Genomic DNA, 12,599 nt, shown 5'->3' with positions numbered 1-12,599 from the left:
GCCAATCCTTCGTTGCGCAGTGGATCAGGAGGCGGTGGCCGTGCGTCGAACCGTGCCGGACTGCGCGTCGAGCAGCTGCGTCATCGCGAGGGTTCGGTAGAGGTCGTCGGAGTCGATCAGCTCGGCGTGGGTGCCACGGGCTCGGATCCGGCCCCCGTCGAGGAGCAGGATCTGCCGGGCCATGGTCACAGTGGAGAGTCGGTGCGCGATGATCAGCACGGTGCTGACCCGCGCCACCTCGGCGATCGCGTCGCGCAGGCTCAGCTCGTTGAGTCCGTCCAGGGCGGAGGTCGCCTCGTCCAGCAGCAGCACCCGGGGACGGCGCAACAGGGCCCTGGCGATCGCGATGCGCTGCCGTTCCCCGCCGGAGAGGTTCATCCCCCGATGCCCGACCAGGGTGTCCAGGCCGTCGGGGAGACGACGGACGAGATCGTTGAGCCGGGTCTGTTCCATGGCCTCGGCGAGTTGGGCGGCGGAGGCGTCCGGCGCGGCGAAGAGGAGGTTCTCCCGAAGGGTCCCGGACAGCACGGGGGCGTCCTGCTCCACGTACCCCAGGTCGGCGCGCAGCTGCGGGATGGGCAGGTCACACACGTCGCGGCCGGCGAACTCCACCACCCCGGAGTCCGCCTCGTGGAAGCGCTCCAGCAACGCGAACACCGTCGACTTTCCGGCGCCGGAGGGGCCGACGAGCGCGGTCATCCCGCCCACCGGCACCTCGAAGTCCACCCCGGACAGGATGTCCGGCCCGTCGGGGGCGTACCGGAAGCGGACCGCGCGGAAGGCGACGGCGACCTCGGCGGACGGGCCGCCGCCGGGGTACCGGCCGACTGCGCCGTTCGGAGCGACGGCGGAGGCCGGGGCACCCCGTCCGGCGCCGACGGGGGTCACCCGGTCGTCCGGCTCGGTGGAGAGCGCTTCGACCTCCTCGATGCGGCGCACGGCGGCCATCCCGGCCTGCAGCCCGCTGACCCCCTGCACCAGCTGGTTGATCGGTGAGTACAGGTAGAACAGGTACATCAGGAAGGCGATCAACGACGACACCGGCAGGCTGCCGTCGGCCACCCGGGCACCGCCGACCCCGAACACGGCGAGGAAGGACAGCTGAACGACCAGTCCGGACGCGGAACCGGCGATGGCGCTCCACCGGGCGGCGGTGATCCCCTCGTCGCGGGCCGTGTCGACCGCCCGGTGCATCACCCCGGCCTCGCGCCGCTCCGCACCGTTGGCCTTGATGGTGCGCAACGCGCCGAGAGCGCGTTCCAACTGGCCACCGATGTCGCCGAGGGCATCCTGCGCCCGCCGGTTCGCCGCGCCGAGGCGCGGCATGACCAGGGCGGTGGCCCCGCCGACCAGCAGCATCACGGCGGCCACCACGCCGAACAGGACCGGGTCCAGGTAGGCCATGAACCCGGCCATCCCGAGCAGGACGACCGTCCCGAGCACCAGGTCCACCAGGTCGTTGGTGGTCGCGTGACGCAGCAGCGTGGTGTCTGCGGTGACCCGGGAGATCAGGTCACCGGGGGGCGTGGTGTTGAGCGCACCGACCCGCAGCCGCAGCAGCCGGGTGACCAGGCCGGACCGGACGTCACGGACGATCTCCTCGGCGGTCCGGTCGATCAGGTACCGGCCCGCGGCGGCAACGACGGCGCCGGCGAGCACGATCCCGCAGAGCAGGACGCTCAGCCCCAGGATCGGCCGCCCGGAGCCCAACCGGTCGACGAATTCCCTGGCCAACAGCGGTGTCGCCAGGGCCGCGGCGCCACCGGCGGAACTGACCACGGTGCCGACCGCCAGGACCCGACGGTGAGGACGCACGTACCTGAGCAGTTGCCGGAAAGCCGAGGCGGCAGGCGGGTTCGAGGCCATGAGGATGCGTGAGCCCCCTTCCTGAAAATCGACGGAGAGTGGCTACACTTTCTCCCGAGCATGCGGGTAGATCCAGATAACTAACCGTCAATAAGTCATCAAGTTGGGGGCACGGCCTTGGCGGAGGACCTGAGTCACGACGCGTCCGCGTCAGCCGCCTCACTCGCCGGCCTCGTGCGCGCCCTACGCAGGCGGGCCCTGCTTACGCAGGAAGAACTGGCAAGTCTCTCGCGGTTGAGCGTGGGCACGATCCGCGGTCTCGAAACCGGCCGGATTCAGCAGCCGCACACCGGAACACTTCGCAAACTGGCCGACGCGCTTACGCTCAGCGACGAAGAAGCGGCAGCGTTGATCACAAAATCCCGGACACTTACAACACGGACAGTGACGGAATTGATGCCGGGTCCGGTGCCGGCGCAGCTTCCGGCCAGCATTCCCTCGTTCGTCGGGCGGGCGGAGCCGATGCGGCTGCTCGATGCCCACCTGACCGCGACAGACGGCGCGACGGTCACCCTGGCGATCGTGGGCAGCGCCGGAATCGGCAAGACCGCCCTGGCCGTTCACTGGGCCCACCGGGTGCGCCACCGGTTCCCCGACGGCCAGATCTATCTCAACCTGCGCGGGTTCGACCCGCACCACAGTCCATCGACGACCGGCACGGCACTGCACAGTCTCCTTGCGGCGTTGCATCTCCCGTCCCACCAGATGCCGACGAACGCGGACTCCCAGGTCGGCCTATACCGGACCCTGATGGCCGACCGCCGGATGCTGATCCTGTTGGACAACGCCCGCGATGCCCAACAGGTCCGTCCCCTGCTGCCAGGGTCGGCAGGCTCGCTGGTCCTGGTGACCAGCCGGGACCGACTCTCCGGTCTGGGCACCGCCGACGGCGCCGACCTGCTGACGCTGTCCCGCATGCCACTGATCGAGGCCCGGGAACTGCTCGCCCGCCGGCTCGGGGCCCTACGGGCGTCCGCCGACCACCCGGCGCTCGACGAGATCATCGAGCACTGCGAGGGGCTGCCCCTGGCGCTGGCCGGCGCGGCCACCTTCGCGAACCGGCATCCCAGCACCTCACTCGACTACCTCGCCGTGCGGCTGCGCAACGCGCGCCGGCGGCTGGACGTCCTCGCCGACAGCGATCCGGCGACGAACATCCGTTCGGTGTTCTCCTGGTCGTACGCGGCGCTCACCCCGGACGCCGCCCGGTTGTTCCGACTGCTGGCCCGCCACCCGGAGAGCCACTTCACGACGAGGAGCGCTGCCGCCCTCGCCCTGGTCTCTGTGACCAAGGTGTACCCACTCGTGTGCGAGCTGACGCGGTTGCATCTGGTCGAGGATCACCCCGACTACTACGTACTGCCCGAGTTGCTGCGCGCCTACGGCGAGGAGCTGACCTACCCCGCGCTGCGGGCGTCGTAGTCCCGCCGGTCATGTTCGGTCGACGCCCGCCGGCAACGGCAGGCCGGAAGGGGTCGCGGTGACGCGTCTTCACGTGGGCTGTGCGATGTGGACCCACAAGGCATGGCAGGGGCGCCTGCTGGCACATCCGCTTCCGCCCCACGAGCGCCTGCGGCACTACGCCGGTTGGTGCGACGCCGTCGAGGGGAACACGACCTTCTACGCGACCCCGCCCAGGGCCACCGTGGCCTCGTGGGCGCAGCAGACCGATTCCGACTTCCGCTTCGTGCTCAAGCTGCCGAAGCTCATCACGCACGAACGCCGCCTCACCGACGCCGACGAGGCGCTTCGGGTCTTCCTGGACGCGATCGAGCCGCTCGGCCCACGGGCCCACGCCCTGTGGATCCAGTTGCCGGGGTCGTTCGGCCCGGCTGACGTCGCCGTACTCGCCCGCTTTCTGCGCCGGCTCCCCGGTTCCCACCGGTACGCCGTGGAAGTCCGGCACCCCGCGTTCTTCGACGACCCTCGCTCGACGGCGCTCCTGGAGAAGGCGCTCGCCGCCGCGGCTGCCGAGTGGATCCCGTTCGACACCACCGCGTTCTTCCAGAGCCCTCCGGCCAGCGACGCGGAACGGGAGGCGTGGACCAGGAAGCCGCGCATGCCGCTCCGATCGCGCGCGCTGACCGACCGGCCGATCGTCCGGTATCTCGGCCGCGACGACTCCGCCCGGACCGTGGAGGGCTGGCAGCGGTGGATCGACGTCACCGTCGGCTGGCTGCGCGAGGGCCGCACGCCCACGATGTTCGTCCACACCCCGGACAACGCCGAGGCGCCCGTGCTCGCCCGCCGCTTCCACGACGCCGTACGGGCACGCGTACCCGAACTGGATTCGCTGCCCCAACCGCTACCGGTCGAGCCGTTGACCCTCTTCTGACCGCGAGGACGCAGGTGGGCCCCCGCATTTGGACACCCGCGCTAGGCGGGGGGAAGTACCACGACGTGCAGCTGTCGGGGCCCGTGGACGCCCTCGACCCGGTTGAGTTCGATGTCACTGGTGGCGGAGGGCCCGCTGATCCAGGTCAGCGGCCGGTGCGGAGCAACCCTGGCCAGGGCGTCGGGCACACCGGCGACGACCTGGTCGGCCCGCAACACGCAGACGTGCACGTCGGGCAGCAGGCTGATGATCCGGCGGCCCTGGTCCGGGGCGGCGTCGAGGACCACGGTGCCGGTTTCGGCGACGGCCACGGCAGCCGCCGTGACGACCCCGTCGACGGCGGCGATCTGTTCCACGGTGAGGTTCTCGTCGATCACCGCGGCGACGCTATCGGGCAACCAGTGGCGGGGCAGTCCGGGCGGGATCACGATGCGCCGGCCGCCGAGGATCCGGCCGATCACCTGCGCGACCTCGCCGCCGGCACACCGGTGGACGATGGCCCGGTAGTCGGTCAGCCGGTGGACCAGCAGGTCGAGGTCGGCGGCGGAGCCGGCGGGCCGGTACTCGCGTGGCACATCGACCGGTGTCGCCGGGGTGTCACCGAGGGCGGCGCGGATCCGGCCGAGCACAAGCTGGCGTGAGTTCACCGCTCGGCCCACCACTGGCGGAAGGTCTGCGATGGCGGCTGCGGCAGGTCGCGGCTGCTGGTCCAGCCGTTCAGCGGTGGGGGCAGGGCGCGGCCGGCGACCCGGGTCAGGCCCGCGGCCCGCTGGGCGGCCGCGTACAGCGCCGGATGGTCCATCGTGTACGCGGCCGCGGCCATCACCGCCGCTTCGGCGCGCGGGTGGGGGACCTGGCTGCGCAGGTGGACCAGCAGCTCCGGAATGTTGATCATGACGGGGCAGGCGTCGTAGCAGGCGCCGCAGAGCGATGAGGCATACGGCAGGGAGGCGTTGTCGGCGACCCCGGTCAGCTGAGGGGACAGCACCGCCCCGATCGGCCCCGGGTAGACCGACCCGTAGGCGTGCCCGCCGGTGCGCTCGTAGACCGGGCAGACGTTGAGGCAGGCGGAGCAGCGGATGCATTGCAGCGCCTGCCGGCCGACCTCGTCGGCGAGCACCGCGCTGCGGCCGTTGTCCAGCAGCACCAGGTGCACCTGCTGCGGCCCGTCGCCGGGAGTGACCCCGGTCCACATCGAGGTGTACGGGTTCATCCGTTCCCCGGTCGACGCCCTCGGCAGCAGTTGCAGGAACACCCCGAGGTCCGCCCACCTGGGGATGACCTTCTCGATGCCCATCACGGTGATCAGGGTCTCCGGGAGGGTGAGACACATCCGTCCGTTGCCCTCGGACTCGACCACCGCGAGGGTGCCGGTCTCGGCGACGGCGAAGTTCGCCCCGGACACGGCTACCCGGGTGCTCAGGAAGATCCGGCGCAGGTAGCGGCGGGCGGCGGCGGCCAGGTCCGCCGGCTCGCTGGTCAGCCCGGGGTCGACGTCGGGCATCTCCCGCCGGAAGATCTCCCGGATCTCCGCCCGGTTGCGGTGGATCGCCGGCACCAGGATGTGGCTGGGCCGGTCCCGGCCGAGCTGCACGATCAGCTCGGCCAGGTCGGTCTCCACCGGTTCGATCCCGGCCGCCTCCAGCGCCTCGTTGAGGCCGATCTCCTGGGTGGCCATTGATTTGACCTTGATGACCCGGTCACTGCCGGTCGCGGCCACCAGTTCGGTCACGATCCGGTTCGCCTCGACCGCGTCGGCCGCCCAGTGCACGGTGCCACCGGCCGCGGTGACCGCCGCCTCCAACTGTTCGAGCAGCTCCGGCAGACGGGCCATGCTGTCGGCCTTGATCGCCGATCCGGCGGCGCGCAGCTCCGCCCAGTCCGGCACCTCGTCGATCACCGCCCCCGACTTGGCCCGGATGGTGGTGGTGGCGTGGCGCAGGTTGCGGCGCAGCTGCGCGTCACCCAACGCCCGCCGGGCCGCCGCGGGGAACGGCTCGTCGCCACGCAGATGTCCCACCCCGCGCGGCGCCGTCGCCGGCATGCCCAGGAACGTACGGCTCACGATCGCACCTCCAACCGGTCCCGCTCCCCCGCCGTCCCCGAACCCTCCGTGCTCGCCAGGATCTCCGCCAGATGCACCGTGCGCACCCCCGCCCTCAGCCGGGACAGGCCACCACCGATGTGCATCAGGCACGACGCGTCCCCCGCCGTACACACATCGGCCCGCGTCGCCAACACATGACGCATCTTGTCCGCCAGCATCGCCGTGGAGGTGTCCGCGTTCTTCACCGCGAACGTCCCACCGAACCCGCAACACTCGTCCGCCTGCGGCAACTCCACCAGATCCAAACCCTGCACCGCACGCAACAATCGCAACGGCCGGTCCCCCACCCGCAGCATCCGCAACGAATGACAGGTCGGGTGGTACGTCACCCGATGCGGGTAGTACGCCCCCACATCCGTCACCCCCAGCATGTCGACCAGCAGCTCGGACAGCTCGTACGTGCGCCGGCCCACCTCCTCCGCCCGACCGGCCAACCGCTCGTCGCCGGCCCGGCGGGCCAGCATCGCGTGCTGGTGCCGCACCGAACCGACACAGGAGCCGGACGGGGCGACCACCACGTCGTACGGGGCGAACACCCGCACATGCCGGCGCACCAGCCGCAACGCCTCGTCCGGGTAACCGGTGTTCACGTGCATCTGCCCGCAGCACGTCTGATCGGCCGGGAACACCACCTCGTGCCCCAGGCGCTCCAACAACCGCACCGTCGCCTTCGCCGCCTCGGGAAAGAGGGTGTCGGCGAGGCAGGTCACGAACAGGGCGATGCGCATGTGTTCACCCACCCATCCTGGTCTCGGCGGCCCGCCAGGCCGCCTCGTCGCCGCGCGACTCGTACCGCACGACGTGTTGGGTCTCGCGCAGCACGGCCCGCAGGGCGGCCAGGTCGCCGCCGATGGCACCGGCGGTGCGGGCCTGTACCAGGACGTTGCCGAGCGCGGTGGCCTCGACCGGCCCGGCGAGCACCGGCAGCCCGCAGGCGTCGGCGGTGAGCTGGCACAGCAGTTCGTTGCGGGCACCGCCGCCGACGATGTGCACGGCGTCGACGTGCCGGCCGGAGAGCTGCTGCGCCCGGCGGACGGCCCGCCGGTGCGCCAGCGCGAGGCTGTCGAGGATGCAGCGGACGGTGGCCGTCGGGGTGGTGGGTACCGGCTCGCCGGCGTGCCGGCAGGCGTCGGCGATGCGCGTGGGCATGTCGCCGGGCGGCAGGAACGCCGGGTCGTCCGGGTCCACGACGGAGCGGAAGGCCGGTTCGAGGGCCGCCCGCCGCAGCAGGTCGGGCAGGTCGGGGCCGCCCCAGGCACGCAGCGATTCCTGCAGCAGCCACAGACCCATCACGTTGCGCAGGTAGCGGATCGTGCCGTCGACGCCGGATTCGTTGGTGAAGTTGGCCTGCCGGCTCGCCTCGGTGAGCACCGGCGCGTCGAGTTCGACTCCCACCAGGGACCAGGTGCCGCAGGAGATGTAGGCGAAGCGGTTCCCCGCCGCCGGCACGCCCACCACCGCCGAGGCGGTGTCGTGCGAACCCACGGCCACCACCTGCGGCGAGCCGGGCAGCCCCAGGTCGGGCAGGACCGGGCCGATCCGGGTGCCCGGCTCGCGCAGCGGCGGGAACAGCTCGCTGCGGATGCCGGCGTCGGCCATCAGGCCGGTGGCCCAGGCCCGCCGGCGCAGGTCGTACAGCTGGGTCGTCGAGGCGTTGGTGATCTCGGCGCCGAGCTGACCGGTGAGCCAGTACGCGATGAGGTCCGGGATCAGCAGCAGCCGGTGGGCGATTTCCAGCTGCGGCGTGCCGGCCGCGGCGGCGAGCTGGTAGAGCGTGTTGAACGGCAGTTGTTGCAGGCCCGTGGTCGGGTAGAGCTGCTCCTCGCCCAGCTGTTCGGCGATCCGCTCGGCCACCCCGTCGGTGCGGCTGTCCCGGTAGTGCACCGGGTTGCCGAGCAGCGCGCCGGAGGCGTCGATCAGCCCGTAGTCGACGGCCCAGGAGTCGACGCCGATGCTGGTCACCGGCCCGGCGGCGCGCAGGCCGTCGAGGATGCCCCGATAGAGGGCGAGGATGTCCCAGTGCAAGGTGTTCCCGACCCGCACGGGTTCGTTGGGCATGCGGTGCACCTCGGTCAGCTCCAGGTGACCTGGTCCGACGCGGGCGAGCATGACCCGGCCGCTGGACGCGCCCAGGTCCACGGCGGCGAGGCGGACGCTGCTCACCGCGTTCCCCGCCGATCTGCCCACACGACCGCCTGAATCGGGGCGGTCATGCCGGGCCGGTCGCAGATGGTCCGGATCCGCCGGCGCACGGTCCGTTCGGACATCCCCGATCGGCGCGCCACCGTCTCCAACGGCGCCCCCATCGCCAGCAACCGCAGCAGCCGAATGTCCTCGTCGAGCACCGGATTCCTTCCGAGCATCCTCGTCCTCATCCCGCACCACGCCGGGTCAGCGGAGGAAGGCCGCAGCGACGCCGGCGTCCACCGGGATGTGCAGACCCGTCGTGTGGGACAGCTCGCCGCCGGTGAGCGTGAGGACGGCGTTGGCCACGTGCTCGGGCAGCACCTCGCGCTTGAGCAGCGTCCGCCGGGCGTAGAACTCCCCCAACTCCTCCTCCGGCACTCCGTAGACGGCGGCGCGCTTGGCGCCCCAGCCGCCGGCGAAGATGCCGGAGCCGCGGACCACGCCGTCGGGGTTGATGCCGTTGACCCGGATGCCGTAGCCGCCGAGTTCGGCGGCGAGCAGGCGGACCTGGTGCGCCTGGTCGGCCTTTGCGGCGCCGTAGGCGACGTTGTTCGGGCCGGCGAACAGGGAGTTCTTGCTGGAGATGTAGACGATGTCGCCGCCCATTCCCTGATCGATGAGGACCCGAGCGGCCTCCCGCGAGACCAGGAACGAGCCCTTGGCCATCACGTCGTGCTGTACGTCCCAGTCCGCCTCGGTCGTCTCCAGCAACGACTTCGACAGCGACAGCCCGGCGTTGTTCACCACCAGGTCCAGGCCGCCGTAGGCGAGCACCGCCGCGCGGACCGCGGCGGCCACCGCCTCGGCGTCGGTGACGTCCACCGGTACGGCCACCGCGACGTCCGGCCCGCCCAGCTCACCGGCGACGGTGTCGGCGGCGGCGGCGTCCCGGTCGGCGACGACCACACAGGCGCCCTCGGCGGCGAGGCGGTGGGCGATGGCCCGGCCGATGCCCGAGCCGGCGCCGGTGACCAGGGCGATCCGGGTGGCGAGGGGCCTGGGCTTGGGCATCCGGGCGAGCTTGGCCTCTTCGAGGGCCCAGTACTCGATGCGGAACTTCTCGGCCTCGTCGATCGGTGCGTACCGCGACACCGACTCGGCGCCGCGCATGACGTTGATGGCGTTGACGTAGAACTCGCCGGCGACCCGGGCGGTCTGCTTGTTGGCCCCGAAGCTGAACATGCCCACCCCGGGCACGAGGACGACGGCCGGGTCGGCGCCGCGCATCGGCGGGCTGTCGCCGGTGGCGTGCCGCTCGTAGTAGGCGCGGTAGTCGTCGCGGTAGGCGGTGTGCAACTCCCTGAGCCGGACGATCGCGTCTTCGAGCGGGGCGGTGGGCGCAAGGTCGAGCACCATCGGGCGGACCTTGGTGCGCAGGAAGTGGTCCGGGCAGGAGGTACCGAGCACCGCGAGCGCGGGGTGCCGTTCGCGGGCCACGAAGTCGAGCACCACGTCGCTGTCGGTGAAGTGGCCGACCTGCGGACGGTCGGTCGACGCCAGGCCCCGGAGGACCGGTGCCAGCGCCGCCGCGCGGGCCCGCCGCTCGTCCGTCGGCAGCGGCTCGTATCCGTGGATCACCGGGCCGAACGGCTCGGCCCGGCCCCGGTCGTCGAGGTACGCCTGGGTGGTACGGATGATCTCCAGCGAGTTGCGCTCGCACTCCTCGCTGCTCGCCCCCCAGGCCGTGATGCCGTGCCCGCCGAGGATCACCCCGATCGCCTGCGGGTTGGCCCTCGCCACGGCGGCGATGTCGAGGCCGAGCTGGAAGCCCGGCCGCCGCCACGGCACCCACAGCACCCGGTCGCCGAAGATCTCCTTGGTCAGCTCCGGCCCGTCGGCGGCGGCGGCGATCGCGATGCCCGCGTCGGGGTGCAGGTGGTCGACGTGCGCGGCGTCGACCAGACCGTGCATCGCCGTGTCGATCGACGGCGCAGCCCCACCCCGCCCGTGCAGGCAGTAGTCGAACGCGGCGACCATCTCGTCCTCCCGCTCGACGCCCGGGTAGACATCGACGAGGGCCCGGAGTCGGTCGAGCCGGAGCACGGCCAGGCCGGCCCCGGTCAGCGTGCCCAGGTCCCCGCCCGAGCCCTTGACCCAGAGCAGCTCGACGGGGCCACCGGTCACCGGATCGGTGTCCTCGCCCCTGGCAGAGGTGTTGCCGCCGGCGTAATTGGTGGTGGTCCTGTCGGCACCCAGCCGGTTGCTGCGCGCGATGAGTGCCTGTACCTCGGGATGCATCGTCCTCACGTCTCCTGTATGCGTTCTCGGGTGGTGGTCAGGCGCCCCAGCCGGCCTGCTGCCCGCCGGCGCGTTCGGCGCGGATGCGCTCGAAGTAGCCGGATCGGGCGTAGGCGGCGATCGGGTCGGGGTCCAGGCCCATCTCCGTGCGCAGCTCGGCGAGGAGCGGCCGCACGTCGGTGTTGTAGGCGTCCATCAGGACCGCGTTGGCGCCGAGCACGTCACCGGCCTGCTGCGCGGCGGCGAGCGCGGCGGCGTCGACGAGCAGGGCCTTGGCGGTGGCCTCCTGCACGTTGAGCACCGAGCGGATGATCGCGGGGATCTTCGGCTCGATGTTGTGGCACTGGTCGAGCATGAAGGCGATGCCGGCCTCCGCGCGCAGGGCGTCGCCGCGCACGATCTCGTACAAGATGCGGAACAGCTGGAACGGGTCCGCGGAGCCGACCATGAGGTCGTCGTCCGCGTAGAACCGGGAGTTGAAGTCGAAGGCGCCTAGCTTTCCGGCACGCAGCAGGAACGCGACGATGAACTCGATGTTCGTGCCCGGCGCGTGGTGTCCGGTGTCGATGACGACCTGCGCCTTCGGCCCGAGCTCCAGGCAGTGCGCGTAGGCGGTGCCCCAGTCCGGCACGTCCGTGGTGTAGAAGGCGGGCTCGAACAGCTTGTACTCCAGCAGCATCCGCTGATCCGGACCGAGTCGGTCGTACACCTCCCGCAGTGCGGCGGCGAGGCGGTCCTGCCGGGCGCGGATATCGTCCTGGCCCGGGTAGTTGGTGCCGTCGGAGAACCACAGCTTCAGGTCGCGCGAGCCGGTGGCGTCCATGATGTCGACGCACTCGAGGAGATGGTCGGTCGCCTTGCGTCGCACCCGCGCGTCCGGATTGGTGACGCTGCCGAGCATGTAGTCCGGGTCCTGGAACACGTTCGAGTTGATCACGCCAAGCGCCACCCCCAGGTCCGTCGCGTGCTTCGCCAGCGCGGCGTAGTCGTCGACCCGGTCCCACGGAATGTGCAGGGCCACCGTGGGTGCCACCCCGGTCAGCCGGTGCACCGTCGCGGCGTCGGCGATCTTCTCGTACGGGTTGCGGGGCACACCTTCCTGCGGGAAGACCCTGAATCGGGTGCCGGAGTTCGCGTACGCCCAGGACGGGGTCTCGATGCGCTGCGAGCGCAGGGCCTGCTTGACTCCCCCGTCGGTCGGCGCGTCGGTCTGGGTCATGGTGTTTCTCCCGTCCGGGCGGCGAGCTGCGCCTCTAGGTTGAAGACCTCGTCCAGTGGCCGCATGGCACGGTCGGCCGTGCCCTGGTGGAGGTCGAGGAAGAAGGGCGCCATCTCCGCCTGCCAGCGGGCGTTGACGTCGCAGGCCTGCATGGCGGCCTGTGCCGCCGCGAAGTCGTCGGTCACCAGGAACCCCACGAGCAGGCCGTCTTCACGGAGGAAGAGGGAGTAATCGCGCCATCCGCTCTCGGCCAGGGCGGCGAGCATCTCCGGCCACACGCGCGCGTGCCGGGCCCGGTACTCGTGCAGGCGGGCGGGATCGACCTGCAGGGTGAAGCAGACACGGGGCATGGTTCTCCCATCGATGCCTCCCCCGGGCGTTGCCGACGCAACGGGCGCCGGTGCCGCCGGGTGGGCGGTCAGAACTGAAACTGGTCGATGTCGCTCTTGTCGAGGACGGCGGGCGGGCCGAGGACGACCACGCTGAACTCGCCGACGGCTTCCAGTACCGGCGGCGGAGCGCCGTCCGGGCCCGGTCCGCCGGGGTTCATCCGACCTCCTGAATCGTTTCATTGGTCGTGCTTGGACGGTAGGGGCAGGCATTCACGTCGTCAAGGGTTTCCCGGCGATTTCTCGCCTGCCGCCCGA

Annotated in this window: 12 protein-coding genes and 1 pseudogene; 3 read left to right on the top strand and 10 right to left on the bottom strand. The window is 71.5% G+C overall.

Features of this window, described 5'->3' with window-relative positions:
- Positions 1 to 24: 24 nt before the first annotated feature.
- The gene (locus tag ABT023_RS03080) at positions 25 to 1,815 is read right to left on the bottom strand and encodes an ABC transporter ATP-binding protein (RefSeq protein ID WP_350881079.1); all 1,791 of its coding nucleotides are present in this window, start codon (positions 1,813 to 1,815) and stop codon (positions 25 to 27) included.
- A 225-nt stretch (positions 1,816 to 2,040) separates the two neighbouring features.
- Between ABT023_RS03080 and ABT023_RS03075 the strand changes: the two are divergent.
- From ABT023_RS03075 to ABT023_RS03065, 3 genes and pseudogenes are all read left to right on the top strand, one after another.
- A pseudogene (locus tag ABT023_RS03075) lies at positions 2,041 to 2,205 on the top strand (helix-turn-helix domain-containing protein); the annotation flags it as partial.
- 45 nt (positions 2,206 to 2,250) lie between these two features.
- A complete protein-coding gene (locus tag ABT023_RS03070) occupies positions 2,251 to 3,288 on the top strand; it encodes an NB-ARC domain-containing protein (RefSeq protein WP_350881145.1) in 1,038 nt (345 codons plus the stop codon).
- A gap of 58 nt (positions 3,289 to 3,346) precedes the next feature.
- On the top strand, positions 3,347 to 4,201 hold the full coding sequence (locus tag ABT023_RS03065) for a DUF72 domain-containing protein (RefSeq protein ID WP_502890571.1): 855 nt from the start codon (positions 3,347 to 3,349) through the stop codon (positions 4,199 to 4,201).
- 41 nt (positions 4,202 to 4,242) lie between these two features.
- Here the strand turns inward: ABT023_RS03065 and ABT023_RS03060 are convergent, their stop codons facing one another.
- The 9 genes from ABT023_RS03060 to ABT023_RS03020 form a co-directional block, all read right to left on the bottom strand.
- Positions 4,243 to 4,848, bottom strand: coding sequence for a LutC/YkgG family protein (locus ABT023_RS03060; protein WP_350881077.1), 606 nt, complete (start codon positions 4,846 to 4,848; stop codon positions 4,243 to 4,245).
- Entirely contained in the window at positions 4,845 to 6,245 is a 1,401-nt protein-coding gene (locus tag ABT023_RS03055; protein ID WP_350881141.1) for a lactate utilization protein B, read from the bottom strand. Before ABT023_RS03055 ends, ABT023_RS03060 begins: the two co-directional genes overlap by 4 nt.
- A gap of 17 nt (positions 6,246 to 6,262) precedes the next feature.
- Positions 6,263 to 7,036 carry a (Fe-S)-binding protein gene (locus ABT023_RS03050; protein WP_350881074.1) on the bottom strand — a complete coding sequence of 258 codons (774 nt, stop codon included), beginning with the start codon at positions 7,034 to 7,036 and terminating at the stop codon, positions 6,263 to 6,265.
- A 4-nt stretch (positions 7,037 to 7,040) separates the two neighbouring features.
- Entirely contained in the window at positions 7,041 to 8,471 is a 1,431-nt protein-coding gene (locus ABT023_RS03045; RefSeq protein ID WP_350881072.1) for a rhamnulokinase, read from the bottom strand.
- The gene (locus ABT023_RS03040) at positions 8,468 to 8,653 is read right to left on the bottom strand and encodes a hypothetical protein (protein ID WP_350881070.1); all 186 of its coding nucleotides are present in this window, start codon (positions 8,651 to 8,653) and stop codon (positions 8,468 to 8,470) included. Before ABT023_RS03040 ends, ABT023_RS03045 begins: the two co-directional genes overlap by 4 nt.
- A 46-nt stretch (positions 8,654 to 8,699) precedes the next feature.
- On the bottom strand, positions 8,700 to 10,733 hold the full coding sequence (locus ABT023_RS03035) for a bifunctional aldolase/short-chain dehydrogenase (protein ID WP_350881069.1): 2,034 nt from the start codon (positions 10,731 to 10,733) through the stop codon (positions 8,700 to 8,702).
- 37 nt (positions 10,734 to 10,770) lie between these two features.
- Positions 10,771 to 11,952: an L-rhamnose isomerase gene (gene rhaI / locus ABT023_RS03030; protein WP_350881068.1), complete on the bottom strand. Its 1,182-nt coding sequence runs from the start codon at positions 11,950 to 11,952 to the stop codon at positions 10,771 to 10,773.
- The gene (locus ABT023_RS03025) at positions 11,949 to 12,302 is read right to left on the bottom strand and encodes an L-rhamnose mutarotase (protein ID WP_350881066.1); all 354 of its coding nucleotides are present in this window, start codon (positions 12,300 to 12,302) and stop codon (positions 11,949 to 11,951) included. Before ABT023_RS03025 ends, rhaI begins: the two co-directional genes overlap by 4 nt.
- Positions 12,303 to 12,370: 68 nt before the next feature.
- Positions 12,371 to 12,502 (bottom strand): hypothetical protein, encoded by a 132-nt coding sequence (locus ABT023_RS03020; RefSeq protein WP_350881064.1) that lies wholly within the window; start codon positions 12,500 to 12,502, stop codon positions 12,371 to 12,373.
- Between the last annotated feature and the right edge of the window lie 97 nt (positions 12,503 to 12,599).

The sequence above is a fragment of the Micromonospora sp. NPDC002296 genome (assembly GCF_040296145.1).
Lineage (GTDB): Bacteria > Actinomycetota > Actinomycetes > Mycobacteriales > Micromonosporaceae > Micromonospora.
This window is presented reverse-complemented; position numbering and strand designations above follow the sequence as displayed.

Excerpts from the sequence above, each read along its gene's own strand:
- rhaI (WP_350881068.1), bottom strand. The coding sequence starts at position 11,952 with ATGACCCAGACCGACGCGCCGACCGACGGGGGAGTCAAGCAGGCCCTG.
- ABT023_RS03025 (WP_350881066.1), bottom strand. The coding sequence starts at position 12,302 with ATGCCCCGTGTCTGCTTCACCCTGCAGGTCGATCCCGCCCGCCTGCAC.
- ABT023_RS03055 (WP_350881141.1), bottom strand. The coding sequence starts at position 6,245 with ATGCCGGCGACGGCGCCGCGCGGGGTGGGACATCTGCGTGGCGACGAG.
- ABT023_RS03050 (WP_350881074.1), bottom strand. The coding sequence starts at position 7,036 with ATGCGCATCGCCCTGTTCGTGACCTGCCTCGCCGACACCCTCTTTCCC.
- ABT023_RS03020 (WP_350881064.1), bottom strand. The coding sequence starts at position 12,502 with ATGAACCCCGGCGGACCGGGCCCGGACGGCGCTCCGCCGCCGGTACTG.
- ABT023_RS03035 (WP_350881069.1), bottom strand. The coding sequence starts at position 10,733 with ATGCATCCCGAGGTACAGGCACTCATCGCGCGCAGCAACCGGCTGGGT.